The organism is Methylobacterium sp. Leaf456, assembly GCF_001425465.1.
Classification (GTDB): domain Bacteria; phylum Pseudomonadota; class Alphaproteobacteria; order Rhizobiales; family Beijerinckiaceae; genus Methylobacterium.
Genome location: NZ_LMQV01000001.1, coordinates 24,390 through 42,958, shown reverse-complemented (window position 1 = coordinate 42,958; position 18,569 = coordinate 24,390). Strand labels below are relative to the sequence as shown.

Here is an 18,569-nt window from a genome sequence, read left to right as displayed (position 1 = left end):
GTAGGAGACTCAGAACCGCGCGGTTAGGAACAACCGCAGGTTCCGCCCCGGCAACAGGATCTCGTCCTTCTTGAACGAGGCCGAGTTGCGGATGCGGTCGTCCAGGAGGTTGCGGCCTTGGAGCCCCAAGGTGATCTCGCTCGCCCCATACACCGCCGGATCGAGGGGCTTCGTGTAGCTGATCTCGGCCCGCAGATCGTCCCAGCCCGGCGTCGGGGTCTCGATCGGGGCGGTCTCGGTGTGGGCGAAGGCGTGGAGCAGGAACACCCGCGCGTACCAGCCGTCGGCCCGCAGATAGGCGCCGCCGCCGACCCGGTGGGGCGGGATGCGCGGCACGAAGCTGCCGTTGTCGAACTGCGCGCGGACGAAATCGTACTGCGCATCAACGCCGATGAAGCCGTTGCCGACGGGGATCAAGTCGAGCTGCGCGCCGATCTCGGCGCCGTAGAACTGCGCGTTGGCCTGGGTGTAGACGATCTGGCGCAGCTCGTCCTCGGCGCCGCAGGTCGCGAATTCGTCGCCGCAGAACGTGCCGGTCTCGCGCTTGTAGATGAAGCCGGTGTAGCGGGTGACGTAGCCGGTGGCATCAAAGCGCAGGGGGCCGACCGCGCGGCGGATGCCGAGTTCGAGGGTGCGGGCGCGCTCCAGCTTCAGGTTCGGGTCGCCGATCTCGAAGGTCTCGGTCGCCTCGTGCGGACCGCGCGAATAGAGTTCGAGCACGGAGGGCGCCCGCTCGACGTAGCTCGCCGTCAGGCTCGCGACGAAGTCGTAGGGCAGATCCTGCAGCACGCCGAAGCTCGCGCTCTTGGGGGCGAAGCGGCGGCGGCGGTCGAATTCCAGCGGATCGACCGGGCCGGGCAGGAAGTCGCCGGGGAAGTTGGTGGCCGTGCCGGTCGCCCGGCTGCCCTCGATGCGGCCCGCCGCCTGGAAGCGGGTGCCGGAGGGCAACGCCAGTTCCTCGAACACGTAGAGCGCGTTGGCCCGCGCATCGGTCGGCGCGATGAGGCCGCCCGCCTCGCCGGACGTGCCGAGCACCCGTCGGTCCGACTGGATTCCGACCGCGCCGGTGAGCACGCCGAACGAGAGATCGACCGGCACGTGCTGCGCCTCGACCCGGCCCTCGACCTCGCGGCTCTTGAAGGTCGAGCCGATGGTGCGGAAACCGTCGTCCTCCAGCCCGCTCTCGTTGTGCTTGTAGACGGAGCCGCCGGCCCAGAAGCGGATCACCGCGAACGGCCCTTCGAGCGGGCGGTACTCGCCCCGCGCCAGCAGGCGGTCCTGCACGGGGTCGAGCAGCACCCGCCGCTCCGCCGAGCCGCCGCCGGGGATGCCGTAGAGCGCGTCGTAATGGCTGTAGGAGATGCCGACGAAGCCGCGGTCGCCGATCACCGAGATGCCGACCGCGCCGCCCTGCGACCGGACTTGCGAGTTGGTCTGGATGCCGGCCGGCGTGTTGTAGCTGTCGCCCTGGCTGCGGAAGCCGTCGGCGTGGACGGCGACGCCGTCGCCGCCCGCATCCACGCTGGCCGCGGTGTTGTAACCGTTGTCGACGCTCGAATAGCCCGTCGTCACCCGGCCGGCGACGCCGCCCGCGGGGATGAAGGTCGGCACCCGGTTGTTCTCGGCGGCGACCACGCCGCCGATCGCCTGGCTGCCGTAGCGGAGCGCGGCAGGGCCGCGCACCACCTCGATCCGGTCGGTGGCGATCGGGTTGATCGGCACCGCGTGGTCCTCGGACAGCTCCGAGACATCGCCGACGCCGACGCCGTTCTCCTGGATGCGCACGCGGGTGTTGTCGAGGCCGCGGATGATCGGGCGCGAGGCGGCGCCCGGCGCGAAGCTCGAGGCCGACAGGCCGGGCTTGTCGAACAGCGCGTCGCCGAGCTGCGTCGGCTGCGAGCGCTCGATCTCGGAGCGCGTCACCACCGTCACCGACGAGAACGAATCGGTCACCACCGGCAGCACGCCGGTCGGCGTCCGCAGGGGAACCTGGGGCGAGGCGCCGGCCACGGGTTTGGCCGCGGGCTGGACCGGGCTCGCGGCGACGCTCAGCTCCTCCAGCGTCGTCGCCTGCTGGGCGAATGCCGGCACCGCCCCGCCGGACAGGATCGTCCCGGCCAGCAGCATGCCCCGTCCCGTCCGCCTCGCCGCCGACCGCATCGTGCCTCGCTCAACATGTTATAATGTTTCATTGCGCGGACGTGACACTGTTACAAGCGCGAAGGGGGCCCCGGTGACGCGCGGGCGGACAAGCGTTGCCGTAAAGCCTCACCCGCCCCTCAGCGTGCGGGCGCGCACGGGGCTCACTTCCGTGAGCCGGCCAAAGGCCGCAGGCGGCCCCGCGCCGCTTGAACCGTGGCCGGCCCGCGGCAACATGCGGGGGACATGACCGCCGCCCTGCTCGCGAGCCTGCGTCTCGCCACCCTCGTCCTTCTCCTCGTCGTCGTGCTGGCCTTCCTGCTGCCGCTCGCGACCCATGCCCTGTGGTGGAACGCGCGGGGTGGGCGCGCCGAGAGCTGGTCCTCCGCCGACTGGTCGAGCGCGGGCCTCCTGCCGCCGGCCTCGGCCGCGCCGGAGGCGATGGTGCGAGTCTACGCCGCCCGCGTCGGGCGCTGGCGGGGCATCTTCGCGCATCACAGCTGGGTGGTGACGAAGGAACCCGGCGCATCTCGTTACACCCGCTACGACGTGGTCGGCTGGGGGCCGCCGGTGCGCAAAGACGCCTACGCCCCCGACGGGCGCTGGTTCGGCAACGACCCGGAGCCGGTGCTCGCCCTCGACGGCGCGGCGGCGGCCCGCGCGATCCCGGCGATCCGCGCGGCGGTGGCCGACTATCCCCACCGCAGCCTCGGCTCGTACCGAGCGTGGCCCGGCCCGAACTCGAACACCTTCGCGGCCCACGTCGTCGCGGCCATCCCCGACAACGACGTGCCGCTGCCGCCGACCGCGCTCGGTAAGGACTGGACCCCGCCGGGCCGCTTCATCGAGATCACCCCGAGCCACACGGGCCTGCGCCTGTCGCTGCAGGGCTATGCCGGGCTGACGATCGGCTGGATCGACGGCTTCGAGATCAACCTGCTCGGCGCGGTCGCCGGCCTCGACTGGCGCCGCCCGGCGATCAAGCTACCGGGCTGGGGGCGGATCGCGCTGATCCCGAGCGACGACGACACCGCGCGCCCGTCGCCGTCGCAGAAACCCGACCCGGTCTCCGGCTGACGGGTTCCCAAAGGGGTCACCCCTTCGGCGGGTGTCGGGCAGAGCCCGACGAAGGGCTTGCCGCCACCCCTGTCGTGCGGGAGACAGCGGGCCCATGACCGACCTCACGATCCGCCCCGCCGAGCCCACCGACCACGACGCGATCTGGGCGATCCTGGAGCCGATCCTGTGGGCCGGCGAAACCTTCGCACTACCCCACGACTGGAACCGCGCGCAGGCGTTGGCCTACTGGTTCGCGCCCGCCCACCACGTCCACGTCGCGCTGGACGGCGACGCCGTGGTCGGCTCCTACTACATCCGCGCCAACCAGCTCGGAGCCGGCGACCACGTCGCCAACGGGACCTACGCGACGCACGCGGACGCGCAGGGCCGGGGCGTCGCGCGGGCGATGGGGCTGCACTCGTTCGAGACGGCGCGGCGCTTGAGCTTCACGATGATGCAGTTCAACCTCGTGGTGGCGACCAACACCCGCGCGGTCGCCCTCTGGACGGGCCTCGGGATGCACGAGATCGGCCGCCTGCCGGGCGTGTTTCGCCATCCCGCCCACGGGCCGGTCGATGCCTTGGTGATGCACCGGGTGCTGTAGGCGTCAGGCCGCGCCGCGCAGCTCCAGATAGCGGCAAGCGAGCCCAACGAGGCGGGGGACCGCGTGGCTCTTGGCGTAATAGGCCACCATGCGCCGCGACACGCCGAGCTGGACGGCGGCGGCATCGTAGGTCAGGCCGTTGCGTTCCAGGAAGGCGGCGAAGTCGACGTTGGTCATCGTCTCCTCGGCCAGTTCCTCGAGGCTGTCCGCGCCGATGTCGAGGTCGGGATTGCCCGGCCAGACGCTCGAGGCGCCGCCCTCGCCGAGCCGCACGGCCGCGAACAGGGCGGCGTCCCCCCGCAACGGGCGAAACACCTTGAAGGTGAGGATGATGGGAGCGAGGTCGATCACGTCGCGCCGGCAGGCGCGCGCGCCCTCCGCCCAGGTGAGCGCCACGTCGTAGGCCCCCTCCGCCGGCTCGACCGCGGCGAGGCGCGGCAGCGGATCGCCGACCGCGATCAGGTCAGTCGCGCTCATTGAGTCGCCTCCACTCGTCCGTTCGCCCGCTCGCCCAAGCCACCACCTCGGCCAAGGCCCGCCGCGTGATCGTGCCCCGCATGACCCGCAGATCCTGAATCCCGACGAGGGCGTGGAAATCCGCTCCGACGACATGGAAATGCGGTGGGGCGTGATCGCGCGAGCGCAGCTCGACACGGAAGCCATCGAAGGATGCGTAGGTCGGCACGTCGAGCGATCCGAAACTCCTCAACTATGATGCAAGCATTGCACTCAGACAAGCCGCGCAAACGTCGCCGGCTCCCTGACACTTCCCGCCCGATCCGCGTCGTCCGAGGCTTCGCCGTATTGAATCCGTCCCGCGGGCGGACATCATAGTCCCACGCGGTCGCGGATCGGCCGCTGGGGGATTTCGGCCTTGAGCTTCCTGATCTGCCTCGCGGCGCTCTTCTTCCTGATGGGGATCGCCTATCGCGGCTTCTCGGTGATCCTGTTCGCGCCGGTCGCCGCCATGGGCGCGGTGCTGCTGACCGATCCGGCCGCGGTGCCGACGCTGTTTTCCGGCCTGTTCATGGAGAAGCTGGTCGGCTTCCTGAAGCTGTATTTTCCGGTGTTCCTGCTGGGCGCCGTGTTCGGCAAGCTCGTGGAGATTTCCGGATTCGCCCGCTCCATCGTCGGCGCCGTCACGGGGCTGCTCGGGGAGGGAAGGGCGATCGTCGCCATCGTGCTGGTCGGCGCGATCCTGACCTATGGCGGCGTCTCGCTGTTCGTGGCGGTGTTCGCGGTCTATCCCTTCGCCGCCGAGCTGTTCCGCCGCTCGAACATCCCCAAGCGCCTGATCCCCGGCACGATCGCGCTCGGCGCCTTCACCTTCACCATGGACACCCTGCCGGGCACGCCGCAGATCCAGAACATCATCCCGGCCTCGTTCTTCAAGACCGACGCCTACGCCGCCCCGGTGCTCGGCATCCTCGGCGCGCTCTTCGTGTTCGGGCTCGGCATCGCCTATCTCGAATGGCGCCGCCGCCGCGCCGGCGACGAGGGTTACGGCGAGGGTCATTCGAACGAGCCGCAGGCGGTGGAGGATAAAGTCGTCATCCATCCGCTGGTGGCGATCCTGCCGCTCCTCATCGTCGGGATCGGCAACAAGCTCCTGCTCGGCTGGATCACCGCCGCCTACGGCGAGACCGCGAGCGCGGCGCTGACGCCGGAGATGGCCGCCCACCCGGTCACCGTGCCGGTCAAGGCGGTGGCGGCGATCTGGGCGGTGGAGGGGGCGCTTCTGCTCGGCATCCTCGCCACGGTGATCCTCGGGTATCGCAACCTCGCGCCCCGCTTCGTCGAGGGCTCGAAGGCGGCGGTGGCCGGCTCGCTGCTCGCCGGCATGAACACCGCGACCGAATACGGCTTCGGCGCGGTCATCGCGGCGCTGCCGGGCTTCAAGACGATCTCGGACGCGCTCTCGGCGATCCCCAACCCGCTGATCAACGAGGCCGTGACCGTCAACGTGCTGGCCGGCGTCACCGGCTCGGCCTCGGGCGGGCTCTCGATCGCGCTCGGCGCCCTGTCGGGCCGCTTCGTCGAGGCGGCGCAGACGGCCGGCATCCCGCTGGAGGTGATGCACCGCGTCGCCTCCATGGCGAGCGGCGGCATGGACACGCTGCCGCACAACGGCGCGGTCATCACCCTGCTCGCCGTCACCGGGCTCACCCATCGCCAGTCCTACAGCGACATTTTTGCGATCACCGTCATCAAGACCCTGGCGGTGTTCTTCGTGATCGGGGTCTACTACCTCACCGGCTTGGTGTGAGCCTGCTGGCACCGCCCTTGCTGCCCGAGCCGGGACGTAGGGGGCCGAGCCGATGACCACCACCACCGCCGCCGTAGTGCCGGCCGCGCGCACGCCGCTCCACAAGTCGCTGTTCGCGCAGGTGATCGCGGGACTGCTCGCCGGCATCCTGCTCGGGCTCGTCGCGCCGGACTTCGCCAAGAGCCTGAAGGTGCTCAGCGACGCCTTCCTCAAGCTGATCTCGATGATCGTCGCGCCGATCGTGTTCTGCGTCGTCGTCCACGGCATCGCCGGGGCGGGCGACCTCAAGAAGGTCGGGCGCGTCGGGGTCAAGGCGCTGGTCTATTTCGAGGTCATGACCACGGTCGCCCTCGTGCTCGGCCTCGTGCTGGCCTGGATCGTCGGGCCCGGCCACGGCATGAACGTCGACGTCGCGAGCCTCGACGCCAAGGCCCTGGGCCAAACCGCCGACAACGCGCAAAAACTCCAGGGCGGGGGCATCTCGGCCTTCCTGCTCGACGTGATCCCCAAGACCGCTTTCGACGCGCTCGCCCGCAACGACGTGCTGCAGGTGCTGTTCTTCGCCGTCCTGTTCGGGGCGAGCCTGTCCTTAGTCGGGGGCGAGAAGGGCCGGGCAGTCACGGAGATGATCGACGCGCTGAGCACGGTCCTGTTCAAGGCGATGGGCCTGATCGTGCGGGTGGCCCCGCTCGGCGTGATGGGCGCGGTGGCCTACACCGTCGCCCGCTACGGCATCGGCTCGCTGACGCAGCTCCTGTCGCTGGTGGCCCTGTTCTACGTCGCGGTCGCCCTGTTCGTGTTCGGGGTGCTCGGCGCGGTGATGCGGCTGTCGGGCCTCAGCCTGTGGAAGTTCTTGGCGTATCTCAGGGCCGAACTCACCATCGTGCTGGGCACCGCCTCGTCGGATGCGGTGCTGCCGCAGATCATGCGCAAGCTGGTGCATCTCGGCATCAAGGACTCCACCGTCGGCCTCGTGGTGCCGACGGGCTACTCGTTCAACCTCGACGCCTTCTCGATCTACCTGACGCTCGCCGTCGTCTTCATCGCCCAGGCCACCAACACGCCGCTCTCGTTCGGTGACCTCATGCTGGTGCTCGGCGTCTCCCTCGTCACCTCGAAGGGCGCGCACGGGGTGCCGGGCTCGGCCATCGTGATCCTGGCCGCGACGCTCAACGCCGTGCCGGCGATCCCCGCCATCGGCCTCGTGCTGGTGCTTTCGGTCGATTGGTTCATCGGCATGGCCCGCGCGCTCGGCAACCTCATCGGCAATTGCGTCGCCACCGTCGTGGTCGCCGCCTGGGAGGGCGACCTCGACCGGGAGCGGGCCCGGCGGGTGCTCGACGGGGAGGCGGTGGCGGACATCACGGGGGAGTAGAATACCGACCCGAACGGTCATCGCCGGGCAGAATCGAGGCTGCGACGGGCTGCCGCATGGATCAAATGTTAGTGACCGGACTTCTAACAGACTGAGGCCAAGCTTCGACGCGGCCGACGATGCGCCAGCGGTCGATGAACAGCGCCACGTTTCTCCTCGTCTTCAACTTCGCCATCGGCGCCGCCTTCGCCGTCGCCTTCCTCGGCCTGACCTGGCGCTCCGGAATCGCGCTGGGCCGCTGGTGCGCGCTGGGCTTCCTGTCGGCCTCCGCCACCGTCGCGGTCGAGGGGTTCGGCTTCCTGATCCCGTCGGTGCGCGCGGTCTCGGCCCTGTCCTTCGGCCTGCTGATGCTGGCGCTGACCCTGATCGCCGCCGGCCTGTCGCGGACCTTCCGGCCCGACGCCTCGCTCGTCCCGCTCTTCGTGATCCTGGCGGCGTCGGCGGCCTTCAACGCCCTCGTGGTGTTCGACCTGCCGCGGGGAGGCTGGGGGCAGGCGCTCGGCTATCAGTTGCCCTTCGCGGCCATGCTCGGGATCGCCGCCGCCATCGTGCTCGGCGCGTCGCGGCGGCGGGCGATCGACCTCGCGCTCGCCGCGATCCTGATCCTCAGCGCGGCGCAGTTCGTCGCGAAGGCGGTGCTGGCCGGGCTCGCCGGCAGCGGGCCGGGGGTGCGCGACTATCTCGCCAGCACCTACGCCTTCTACTCGCAGACCGCGGGCGGCATCCTCTCGCTGCTGCTCGGGCTGACCCTGTTCGGTCTGATGATGGTCGAGGTGATCGAGGCGGCGCGGCTCTCGCTCCAGCGCGACGGCCTGTCGGGGCTGCTCAACCGCGGCGCCTTCACCGAGCGGGCGGTGCGGGCGCTGGCGGCGAGCCCGCCGGGCGCGCGCACGAGCCTGATCCTGTGCGACCTCGACCGCTTCAAGGGGATCAACGATCGCTTCGGCCACGCCGCAGGCGACGAGGCGATCCGGGCCTTCGGCGAGCGCCTGCGGGTCGCCCTCGGGCCTGAGACCCTTTGCGGCCGCATCGGCGGCGAGGAGTTCTGCATCCTGCTGCCGGCTTGCGACGCGGAGGCCGCCTGCGCCCGGATCGAGGCGATCCGCGCGCTCGGGCAGGGGGCCCGCTACGCTCTGATCCCCGACGACGTCGCCGTCACCGCGAGCTTCGGCATCGCCGTGACCGACCGGAGCGAGCCCTACGACGCCGCCCTGCGGCGCGCCGACCTCGCCCTCTACGCCGCCAAGGCGGCGGGCCGGGACCGGTTCTGCCTCGCCGCGCCCGGCGCGCCGCTCACCCCACCGAACCGGCCTTCTGCCGCCGGGTCGGATGGGTCATCGCTTCGAGTTCGAGGAGCTGGTCGAGCTGGGCCCGCGTGAGCAGCCCCTCCTCCAGCACCAGATCGGCCACCGGGCGGTTCTCCGCGAGGGCGCGGCGCGCCACGCGCGAACTCGCCTCGTAGCCGAGCGTGGGGGCCAGCGCCGTGACGAGGCCGACCGAGCCTTCGACGAGGCTGCGGCAGCGCTCGCGGTCGGCCTCGATGCCCTCGACGCAGCGCTTGGTCAGGGTGTCGATGGCCGCCGTCAGCATCCGCAGGGAGTTCAGCACGCAGAAGCCGATGGTCGGCTCGAAGGCGTTGAGCTGGAGCTGGCCGCCCTCGGCGCAAAGCGTCACGGTGAGGTCGAGGCCGATCACCATGTAGGCGACTTGGTTGACCACCTCCGGGATCACCGGGTTGACCTTGCCCGGCATGATCGAGGAGCCCGCCTGCACCGCGGGCAGGCGGATCTCGCCGAAACCGGTGCGCGGCCCCGACGAGAGCAGGCGCAGGTCGTTGCAGATCTTCGAGAGCTTGACGGCGACGCGCTTGAGCGTGCCGGAGAACAGCACGAAGGCGCCCAGATCCGAGGTCGCCTCGATCAGGTTGGAGGCCAGCACCATCGGCTGGCCGGCGAGCCGCGACAGCTCCTCGACGGCGAGCGCGGCGTAGCGCGGGTCGGCGTTGATGCCGGTGCCGATGGCGGTCGCGCCGAGATTCACCTCGCGGAACAGCCCGACGATCTCGTTCAACCGCGCCACGTCCTCCTTGATCGTGGCGTGGAAGCCGTCGAATTCCTGGCCCAGCGTCATCGGCACCGCGTCCTGGAGCTGGGTGCGGCCCATCTTGAGCACGTCGGCGAACTCCACCGCCTTGCCCTTGAAGGCGTAGGCGAGGTCGTCGAGCGCCTTCACCAGCGGCGCGGTGGCGAAGATCACCGCGAGCCGCAGCGCCGTCGGATAGGCGTCGTTGGTGGATTGGGCCATGTTGACGTCGTCGTTGGGATGCAGCGCGGCATAGTCGCCGGGGCTCCTTCCCATCAGACCGAGCGCCACGTTGGCGATCACCTCGTTGGCGTTCATGTTGGTCGAGGTGCCGGCCCCACCCTGAATCGCGTCGACCACGAAGGACTCGGCATAGACCGGATCGGTCGCGACGCGGGCGCAGGCGGCGTCGATCACCAGCGCCTTGTCCTCGGGCAGGTAGCCGAGGCGGCGGTTGGCGCGGGCGGCCGCCTGCTTGACCAGGGCGAGCGCGCGCACGAGCTCGGGGAAATGCCCGACCGGCACGCCGGTGATCGGGAAGTTCGCCACCGCCCGCTTGGTGTGGATGCCCCACAGCGCGTCGGCCGGCACCTCGCTGTGCCCGAGGAGATCGTGCTCGGAGCGCGTCCGGCCGGATTCCAGCGCGATGGTGCGGACCGTCGCGACGGCGAGCCCATCGGTCGGCAGAGCCGCGGCGGGCTCGGGCGCGGCAGAGGCGTCAGCGGCCGCCTTCGCCACCCTTTTGGCGACGCGCTTGGCCGCGGTGCCGGGTGCCTTCGCCATGACGTCTCCCCCCACAGGCTTCGGTGGTCTTCCTCAGTCCTGCAGCCCCAACACGGAAAAACTCGTGCGGAGTTCGTCCGACATCGGGATGTCGAGGCGCTCGCCGTTGGGCAGCCGCTTGAGGAACCACTTGTCGTAGGTCCAGCGCAGCTCGCGCGATTCGGCAAGCCGCTGGAAGGTCGCCGTGACCAAAGCCGCGAGGGCCGGGTCGTCCTTGCGGAAGGCGATGGCGTAGGGCTCGAACGAGAGCTTTTCCGGCAGCACCGTGAAGGCCGCGCCCTCCGCCCCGGCGGCGGCCTTGAGGCCGTAGAGCAGCACGTCGTCGGTGGCGAAGGCGTCCGCCCGCCCATCCCGCACCATGGCGAAGGATTCGTCGTGGTCCTTGGCCACGAGGATCTCGGCGCTGACCTTGGCCTTGGCCAGCATGGTGCGCAGAGCCGCCTCGTTGGTGGTGCCCGCGGTGACGACGACGCGCTTGCCCGCGAGGTCGCGCAGCGCGCGGATGCCGGAATCGCGCTTCACCAAGAGCTTCGTCGCGCTGAAATAGGTGACCGGCGAGAAGGCCACGCGCTTGCGCCGCTCGGCATTCGTCGTGGTCGAGCCGCATTCGAGGTCGATGCGGCCCGCGGTCAGCGCGTCGAAGCGATCTGCCGAGGTCACCGGCTCGGTGCGGATGCGGACGTTCCGGCCGGTCGCGGACGCGATGTCCTCGACGATCTCCCGGCACAGGTCGATCGCGTAGCCGACCGGGGCGCCCCGCTCCTCGAACGAGAACGGCACCGAATGCGTCCGGTAGCCGATCACCACCTCGCCGGTCTCGGCGGCCTTGCGCACCGTGCCGGTCAGGAGATCGAGCGCGGCGGCCGGCGTGGCGGCGAGCGCGAGCATCAACAGGAGAGCGATCCGGGCGGACATCGCGGACAAGATCCTACTCGGCGGCGGAGGGCGCGGGCGCCGCGCCGATCTCCCGGTCGAGGCTCTGGTCGGTTTCGCTGAGCTGCCCCTCCCATTTGGCCACCGCCACCGTGGCGATGCTGTTGCCCAGGACGTTGGTGGCCGAGCGGCCCATGTCGAGGAACTGGTCGATGCCGATGATGAGGAGCAGACCCGCTTCCGGGATGTTGAACTGGGCCAATGTGGCCGAAATCACCACCAGCGAGGCGCGCGGCACGCCTGCCATGCCTTTCGAGGTCACCATCAGCAGGAACAGCATGGTGAGCTGCTGCCCCCAGGTGAGGGGGATGTCGTAGGCCTGGGCGATGAACAGCACCGCGAAGGTGCAATACATCATCGAGCCGTCGAGGTTGAACGAGTAGCCCATCGGCAGCACGAACGAGGTGATGCGGTTGGGCACGCCGAACTTTTCGAGGTTCGCCAGCGTCTTCGGATAGGCCGCCTCGCTCGACGCGGTCGAGAAGGCGAGCACGAACGGCTCCTTGATCAGGCCGACCAGCCGCTTGAGGCCGCCGACGCCCACGAGCAGCGCGCCGGCCGCGAGCAGCACCAGCCACAGGATCGACAGGCTCAAGTAGAACTCGACCAGGAAGGTGCCGTAGGTGACCAGCACGCCGATGCCCTGCGTGGTGATCGTCGCCGCGACCGCGGCGAAGACCGCGAGGGGGGCGAAGTTCATCACGTAGCCGGTGACCTTCAGCATCACCTCGGCGAGCTGCTCGACGCCGTGCGCCAGCGCCTTGCCCTTCTCGCCGAGCGCGGCGAGGGCGACGCCGAAGAAGATCGAGAACACGACGATCTGCAGGATCTCGTTGTTGGCCATCGCCTCGACGGCGCTCTTCGGCACGAGATGGGTGACGAAGTCCTTGAGCGAGAGCGAGGCGGTCTTGATGCCCGTGCCCGCGCCCGTGTCGGGCAGCGGCAGGTTGAGGTTGTGGCCGGGCTGCAGCAGGTTGACGAGGAGGAGCCCGAGCGCCAGCGAACAGAACGAGGCGCCGACGAACCACAGCAGCGCCTTGCCGCCGACGCGGCCGACGGAGGCGGTGTCGCCCATATGTGCGATGCCGACGACCAGCGTCGAGAACACCAGCGGCGCGATGATCATCTTGATCAGCCGCAGGAAGATGTCCGAGATCAGGGCGATGTAGCCCGAGATTTCCTTGGCCGTCTGCGGATCGGGCCAGGTGATGCTGCACAGGTAGCCGACGAGGATTCCGAGCACCATTCCGACAAAGATCAGCGTCGTCAGCCGGGTGGACTTCATCGGATCTCTCCACGGGCCGGCCTTGTCGAATGCAGCCGGCTCCTTGGGGAGAAGAGTGAAGCAGGAAGGAGGCCATGCGCAAGCCGTGTCGCGCGTGGCCTCCCCGGACGCTGCCAGAAAGCCGGGAAGGGCGCTCAAGCCCGTCCGGAAACGATCAGGCCGCCCGCACGCCCGCCAGGAAGCGATCGACCTCGGTGCCGAGCCGCTCGGATTGCTGCGACAGCTCGGTGGCGCAGGCGAGAACCTGGCTCGCCGCCGCGCCGGTCTCCTCCGCGGCACCGGCGACGCCCGCGACGTTGCCGGTGACCTCGCCGGTGCCGAGGGCGGCCTGGGCGACGTTGCGGGCGATCTCCTGGGTCGCGGCGCCCTGCTCTTCCACCGCCGCGGCGATGCCGGTCGCCATGCCGCTGATCTCGCGGATGCGCTCGGCGATGCCGTCGATGGCCGAGACCGCCTGACCGGTCGAGGCCTGGATGCGGCCGATCTGGCCGGTGATCTCGCCGGTGGCCCGCGCGGTCTGGTTCGCCAGCTCCTTCACCTCCGCCGCGACCACCGCGAAACCGCGGCCGGCCTCGCCGGCGCGGGCCGCCTCGATCGTCGCGTTCAGCGCCAAGAGGTTGGTCTGGCCGGCGATGGCCGAGATCATCGTGACGATGTCGCCGACGCGGGCGACCTCGCCGCTCAGCTCCTTCACCAGCACGGCGCTGCGGCCGGCCTCGCCCACCGCGGCCTGGGCGAGCGCCGCCGAGCCGTCGACCTGCCGGCCGATCTCGCCCACCGTCGAGCCGAGTTCCTCGGCCGCCGCCGCCACGGTGGTGACGTTGGTCTCGGCCTCCTCGGCGGCGGCCGCGACCGCGAGCGAGCGGCGGGCGGTCTGGTCGGCGGTGCCGGCCATGCCTTGCGCGGTCGCTTGGAGCTGGGCCGCCGCGGAGGCGACGCCGCCGATGAGCCCGCCGACCGCCCGCTCGAAGGCGTCGGCCATGGCCCGCGTCGCCGCCCGGCGCTGCACCTCGGCGTCGGCGCGGGCCAGCGCCGTCTCCTCTTCGAGCGCGCGGGTGCGGATCAGGTTGTCCTTGAACACCTGCACGGCCGCCGCCATGGCGCCGATCTCGTCGCGGCGCCCGGAGGCCGGGATCGCCACCGTCGCGTCGCCCGCGGCGAGGCGCCCCATCGTCGCCGTCATGGCGCGCAGCGGCTGCGCGACGTTCAGGCCGAGCCCGATGGCGGCGCCAATGGCGACGAGGAACGCGAGGCCGATGAAGAACAGCGTGTTGCGGTTGGCCGCCTCGTAGGCGGCCTCCGCCGCGCTGCCGGCGAGGCGGGCCTCCGTCTCGTTGGCGTCGATGAGCTTCTGGAGTTCCGCCAGCGTCGCGTTGCTGCCCGCCGACATGGTCGTATTGTAGACCCGCTGGGCGCCGACGAGGTCGCCGTCGTTGGCCCGGGCGAGCGCCTCGGCCTGGAGCGCGGTGTAGGCCTGCCACTTCGCCTCGAAGCCGGCGAACAGGGCGGCGGTCTCGGGGGTGGAGGGCTGCCGCAGAAAGGCCTCGCGGAACGCCCCGAGTTCGCGGATGCGCTTGGCGATCGTCTCCGCCACCTCGGCGCGCAGGGCCGGCGTGTCGGCGGTGATGAGGCGCCCCCCGTTCACCCGGATGCGCAGGACGGCGACCTGGATCTTGGCGAGGATCTGTGTGACCGGCAGACGGTGGTCGCGCAGTTCCCGCGCCGTCTCGTTGACCTGACGCAGCTCCCAGAGCGAGAACGCGCCGAACGCGATCACCAGAAGGACCATGACCCCGAAACCGGTCCCGAGCTTTCCACGGATGGATGAAAGCCGGGCCATGTCGCGGTCTCCTGATATGCGTGATTGTTCGTCACGATTGGCCATCGCGGAGTTCTCGATCTCTTAACGGACACCCGGCGCGGAGTATTTTTTGCCGCCTTTGTAAGCAGCCGCCGCGACGATGGTCAGGCGCCGTCGCGCGGAACCGGCAGGACGGCCCTTCCCGTAGGCGATTCCGGCGGCTACGCTCGCGCCCTGCGCGGGGTCCGGTTGTCGCCGGGACGCACCTTCCGGCGACGCGCCGGGCGCCACCGTCACGAGAGACGCGAGACCGCCGCCGCATGGACGTGTTCGTACAGCAGCTCATCAACGGCCTGACTTTGGGCTCGATCTACGGCCTGATCGCCATCGGCTACACGATGGTGTTCGGCATCATCGGCATGGTGAACTTCGCTCACGGCGACGTCTTCATGGTCTCGACCTTCATCGCGCTGATCAGCTTCCTCGTGCTGACGGCGCTGGGCATCTCCTCTGTGGCGCTCGCCTTCCTCGCGGTGCTCGTCATCACCATGGCGCTCACCGCTTTGTGGGGCTTTTCCGTCGAGCGCATCGCCTACCGGCCGTTGCGCGGCTCGTTCCGGCTGGCGCCGCTGATCTCGGCCATCGGCGTGTCGATCTTCCTGTCGAACTTCGTGCAGGTGGCCCAAGGCGCCCGCAACAAGGCGCTGCCCTCCATGCTCGACGGCGGGCTGACCCTGTTCGAGCGCGACGGCTACGCCGTGACGCTCTCCTACAAGCAGATCCTGATCATGGCGGTGACCAGCGTGCTGCTCCTCGGGTTCTGGTACCTCGTCCAGAGGACGCCGTTCGGCCGGGCGCAGCGCGCCTGCGAGCAGGACCGGAAGATGGCGGCACTCCTCGGCATCGACGTCGATCGCACCATCTCGCTTACCTTCGTGCTCGGCGCGGTGCTCGCGGCGGTCGCAGGGCTCCTCTACCTGCTCTATTACGGCGTGGTCTCGTTCTCCGACGGCTTCGTGCCCGGCGTGAAGGCCTTCACCGCGGCGGTGCTCGGCGGCATCGGCTCGCTGCCGGGCGCCGTGATCGGCGGGCTGATCATCGGCCTGATCGAGACCTTCTGGTCGGCCTATTTCTCGATCGAGTACAAGGACGTGGCCGCCTTCTCGATCCTCGCCATCGTCCTGATCTTCATGCCCTCGGGCCTGCTCGGCCGGGCCGAGGTCGAGAAGGTCTGATGGCCGCCGCCACGTCGCCCGCCGCGATCCTCAAGGATGCCGGCCTGTTCGCCCTGGTGGCGCTCGGCCTGTGCATCCCGATCGTCAGCCACCGCACCGATCTCGGGTCCGACGGCCTCGCACTGACCCCGCGCTGGGGCCTCGTCGCGGGGCTCTGCGCCGCGGTGTTCTGCGTGCGGCTGGTCCAGCGCCTTCTACTGGAGCGGCGCGCGGCGCGGGCCTTGGTGACGCCCTCGCCGCATCAGGCGACCGAGCCCGTCGGCGCCGAGCCGAACGCCGGCCAGCGCCTGCCGCGTCTCGGCCTACCGCTCTTCGTCGGCTTCGCCCTGTTCCTGCCCTTGATCGCGGCTTTGGCCAGCGGCGGCCTGTCGCCCGCGCGCTACTGGATCGATCTCGGCATCCTGATCCTGACCTACGTGATGCTCGGCTGGGGCCTCAACATCGTCGTCGGCCTCGCCGGCCTGCTCGATCTCGGCTACGTCGCCTTCTACGCGGTCGGGGCCTATTCCTACGCCCTGCTCTCGACGGTGTTCGGGCTGTCGTTCTGGGTCTGCCTGCCGCTCGCCGGGCTGTTCGCCGGCCTGTGGGGGGTGATGCTGGGCTTTCCCGTCCTGCGCCTGCGGGGCGATTATCTGGCCATCGTCACGCTGGCCTTCGGCGAGATCATCCGCCTCGTCCTGATCAACTGGAGCGACGTCACCGGCGGCTCGGCGGGCATCTCCTCGATCCCCCGCGCGACCTTCTTCGGCGTGCCGTTCAAGGCGGGGCCCGACGGGTTCTCGACGCTGTTCGGCCTCCCCTTCGATCCAATGCACCGCATCGTGTTCCTCTACTACCTGATCCTGGCGCTGGCGCTCGTCACCAGCCTCGTCACCCTGCGCCTGCGCCGCCTGCCCATCGGCCGCGCCTGGGAGGCGTTGCGCGAGGACGAGATCGCCTGCCGCTCGCTCGGCATCGACACCACCAAGACCAAGCTCACCGCCTTCGCGCTCGGCGCGATGTTCGGGGGCTTTGCCGGCTCGTTCTTCGCCGTGCGCCAGGGCTTCGTCAGCCCGGAGAGCTTCAACTTCCTCGAGAGCGCAATCATCCTGGCGATCGTCGTGCTCGGCGGCATGGGCAGCCAGCTCGGCGTCGCGGTCGCCGCCGTCGCCATGGTCGGCGGGCCGGAATTGCTGCGCAACCTCGGCTTCCTCAAGGGTGTGTTCGGCGAGGGCTTCGACCCGAACGAGTTCCGGCTCCTCCTGTTCGGCCTCGCCATGGTGGCGATGATGATCTGGCGCCCCCGCGGCCTGATCTCCGACCGGATGCCCACGGTGGCGCTGGGCCAGCGCAAGGCGATCGGTAAGGACCTCGTGCGCGAGGGTCACGGCTGATGGCGACCCGCCGCCCCGACGACCCGCACGCCGTCCTCACCGTCGATCACCTCACCATGCGCTTCGGCGGGCTCACCGCCGTGGACGACCTCTCGTTCCAGGCACGCCGGGCTGAGATCACCGCGCTGATCGGCCCGAACGGGGCCGGCAAGACCACGGTGTTCAACTGCATCACCGGCTTCTACCGGCCGAGCGAGGGCATGCTGACGCTCCGCCACGCTGACGGCGCCGCGCACCTCCTGGAGCGGCTGCCGAACCACGCGGTGAACCGCCGGGCGCGGGTCGCCCGCACCTTCCAGAACATCCGCCTGTTCTCCGGCATGACCGTGCTGGAGAACCTGATGGTGGCCCAGCACGCCCCGCTGATGCGTGCCTCCGGCTACACCCTGCTTGGGCTGCTGGGCCTGCCGGGCTACCGCCGGGCGGAGGCCGAAGCGGTGGCCAAGGCGAGCGCGTGGCTGGAGCGGATCGACCTCCTGCGCCGCGCCGACGATCCGGCGGGCGACCTGCCCTACGGCGACCAGCGCCGGCTGGAGATTGCGCGGGCGATGTGCACCGGCCCGGAGTTGCTCTGCCTCGACGAGCCGGCGGCGGGCCTCAACCCGCGGGAATCGGCCGACCTCGCCCGGCTCCTGCGCCACATCCGCGACGAGCACGCCACCTCGGTGCTCTTGATCGAGCACGACATGGCGGTGGTGATGGAGATCTCCGACCACGTCGTCGTGCTCGATTACGGAAAGAAGATCGCCGACGGCCCGCCGCGGGACATACGCGAGGACCCGAAGGTGATCGCGGCCTATCTCGGCGTCGAGGACGAGGAGGTGGCGAAGGTCGATGCCGAAGTCGGGCTGACGATCCCCGTGGCCGAGGAGGCGCGCCCGTGAGCGCTTCGCTCCTCTCCCTGCGCAACGTCTCCGCTTACTACGGCAGCGTCGCGGCGCTCCGCGGCGTCGATCTCGACGTCAACGAGGGCGAGATCGTTACCCTGATCGGCGCCAACGGGGCCGGCAAGTCGACCCTGATGATGACGGTGTTCGGCGCGCCGCGTGCCCGCTCCGGCTCGATTTCCTTCGCGGGCGAGGACATCACCGCTCGGCCCACCCACGAGATCGCCCGGCTCGGCCTCGCCCAGTCGCCGGAAGGGCGGCGGGTGTTTCCCCGCATGAGCGTGCAGGAGAACCTGCAGATGGGCGCCGCGCTGCACGGCGGGCGCTACTTCGCGCAGGACTTGGACAAGGTCTGCACCCTGTTCCCGCGCCTCAAGGAGCGCCTGAGCCAGCGCGCCGGCACCATGTCGGGCGGCGAGCAGCAGATGCTCGCCATCGGCCGCGCCCTGATGAGCCGGCCCCGGCTCCTGATGCTCGACGAGCCCTCGCTCGGCCTCGCGCCGCTGGTCGTGAAGCAGATTTTTTCGGCGATCTCGGCGCTCAACCGGGAGGAGGGGATGACGATCTTCCTCGTGGAGCAGAACGCCTATCACGCCCTCAAGCTCGCGCATCGCGGCTCCGTGCTGGTCAACGGCCGCATCACCCTGAGCGGCCCGGCCCGCGCATTGCTTGACGATCCCTCGATCAAGGCCGCCTATCTCGAAGGCGGCCACGCCCCGGCGGCGGCCGTGGGGGAGGGGGTCTAGG

General features: G+C 70.2%; 16 protein-coding genes. 9 read left to right on the top strand and 7 right to left on the bottom strand.

Annotation, left to right across the window (positions count from 1 at the left end; all coding sequences use genetic code 11):
• Positions 1–9 precede the first annotated feature (9 nt).
• Complete coding sequence (locus ASG52_RS00235) at positions 10–2,127, bottom strand: TonB-dependent receptor (protein WP_056237336.1); 2,118 nt, start codon at positions 2,125–2,127, stop codon at positions 10–12.
• Positions 2,128–2,385: 258 nt separating this feature from the next.
• Between ASG52_RS00235 and ASG52_RS00230 the strand changes: the two genes are divergently transcribed.
• Entirely contained in the window at positions 2,386–3,216 is an 831-nt protein-coding gene (locus tag ASG52_RS00230) for a DUF3750 domain-containing protein (protein ID WP_056237334.1), read from the top strand.
• 94 nt (positions 3,217–3,310) lie between these two features.
• Positions 3,311–3,802 (top strand): GNAT family N-acetyltransferase, encoded by a 492-nt coding sequence (locus tag ASG52_RS00225; protein ID WP_056237331.1) that lies wholly within the window; start codon positions 3,311–3,313, stop codon positions 3,800–3,802.
• A 3-nt stretch (positions 3,803–3,805) separates the two neighbouring features.
• On the opposite strand, the gene ASG52_RS00220 is transcribed toward ASG52_RS00225, so the two are convergent.
• Both ASG52_RS00220 and ASG52_RS00215 read right to left on the bottom strand, forming a co-directional pair.
• Positions 3,806–4,279: a hypothetical protein gene (locus tag ASG52_RS00220; RefSeq protein WP_056237328.1), complete on the bottom strand. Its 474-nt coding sequence runs from the start codon at positions 4,277–4,279 to the stop codon at positions 3,806–3,808.
• Positions 4,266–4,487 (bottom strand): DUF4160 domain-containing protein, encoded by a 222-nt coding sequence (locus ASG52_RS00215; RefSeq protein ID WP_056237327.1) that lies wholly within the window; start codon positions 4,485–4,487, stop codon positions 4,266–4,268. Before ASG52_RS00215 ends, ASG52_RS00220 begins: the two co-directional genes overlap by 14 nt.
• 189 nt (positions 4,488–4,676) lie before the next feature.
• On the opposite strand from ASG52_RS00215, the gene ASG52_RS00210 reads away from it, so the two are divergent.
• From ASG52_RS00210 to ASG52_RS00200, 3 genes are all read left to right on the top strand, one after another.
• A complete protein-coding gene (locus ASG52_RS00210) occupies positions 4,677–6,068 on the top strand; it encodes a GntP family permease (RefSeq protein ID WP_056237325.1) in 1,392 nt (463 codons plus the stop codon).
• A gap of 52 nt (positions 6,069–6,120) precedes the next feature.
• Complete coding sequence (locus ASG52_RS00205) at positions 6,121–7,443, top strand: dicarboxylate/amino acid:cation symporter (protein ID WP_056237323.1); 1,323 nt, start codon at positions 6,121–6,123, stop codon at positions 7,441–7,443.
• Between the two features lie 134 nt (positions 7,444–7,577).
• Positions 7,578–8,822 carry a GGDEF domain-containing protein gene (locus ASG52_RS00200; protein WP_056237319.1) on the top strand — a complete coding sequence of 415 codons (1,245 nt, stop codon included), beginning with the start codon at positions 7,578–7,580 and terminating at the stop codon, positions 8,820–8,822.
• Here the strand turns inward: ASG52_RS00200 and ASG52_RS00195 are convergent.
• The 4 genes from ASG52_RS00195 to ASG52_RS00180 all read right to left on the bottom strand — a co-directional run bounded on the left by ASG52_RS00195 (position 8,737) and on the right by ASG52_RS00180 (position 14,366).
• Positions 8,737–10,308: an aspartate ammonia-lyase gene (locus ASG52_RS00195; protein ID WP_082552275.1), complete on the bottom strand. Its 1,572-nt coding sequence runs from the start codon at positions 10,306–10,308 to the stop codon at positions 8,737–8,739. The genes ASG52_RS00200 and ASG52_RS00195 overlap by 86 nt on opposite strands.
• Positions 10,309–10,341: 33 nt before the next feature.
• Positions 10,342–11,223 carry an amino acid ABC transporter substrate-binding protein gene (locus ASG52_RS00190; protein WP_056237316.1) on the bottom strand — a complete coding sequence of 294 codons (882 nt, stop codon included), beginning with the start codon at positions 11,221–11,223 and terminating at the stop codon, positions 10,342–10,344.
• A 13-nt stretch (positions 11,224–11,236) separates the two neighbouring features.
• Positions 11,237–12,526: a dicarboxylate/amino acid:cation symporter gene (locus ASG52_RS00185; RefSeq protein ID WP_056237314.1), complete on the bottom strand. Its 1,290-nt coding sequence runs from the start codon at positions 12,524–12,526 to the stop codon at positions 11,237–11,239.
• 154 nt (positions 12,527–12,680) lie between these two features.
• Positions 12,681–14,366 (bottom strand): methyl-accepting chemotaxis protein, encoded by a 1,686-nt coding sequence (locus tag ASG52_RS00180; RefSeq protein ID WP_056237311.1) that lies wholly within the window; start codon positions 14,364–14,366, stop codon positions 12,681–12,683.
• A gap of 281 nt (positions 14,367–14,647) precedes the next feature.
• Here ASG52_RS00180 and ASG52_RS00175 point away from each other — a divergent pair, with 281 nt between their 5' ends.
• Genes ASG52_RS00175 through ASG52_RS00160 form a run of 4 tightly spaced genes read left to right on the top strand, consistent with a single transcriptional unit; the run spans position 14,648 to position 18,568 of the window.
• Positions 14,648–15,562, top strand: coding sequence for an ABC transporter permease subunit (locus tag ASG52_RS00175; RefSeq protein ID WP_056237309.1), 915 nt, complete (start codon positions 14,648–14,650; stop codon positions 15,560–15,562).
• On the top strand, positions 15,562–16,935 hold the full coding sequence (gene livM, locus ASG52_RS00170) for a high-affinity branched-chain amino acid ABC transporter permease LivM (protein ID WP_056237304.1): 1,374 nt from the start codon (positions 15,562–15,564) through the stop codon (positions 16,933–16,935). Before ASG52_RS00175 ends, livM begins: the two co-directional genes overlap by 1 nt.
• Positions 16,935–17,819, top strand: a complete 885-nt coding sequence (locus tag ASG52_RS00165) for an ABC transporter ATP-binding protein (protein WP_056237302.1) — start codon at positions 16,935–16,937, stop codon at positions 17,817–17,819. The genes livM and ASG52_RS00165 overlap by 1 nt, the downstream gene beginning before the upstream one ends.
• Positions 17,816–18,568, top strand: coding sequence for an ABC transporter ATP-binding protein (locus ASG52_RS00160; protein WP_056237299.1), 753 nt, complete (start codon positions 17,816–17,818; stop codon positions 18,566–18,568). The genes ASG52_RS00165 and ASG52_RS00160 overlap by 4 nt, the downstream gene beginning before the upstream one ends.
• Position 18,569 lies beyond the last annotated feature (1 nt).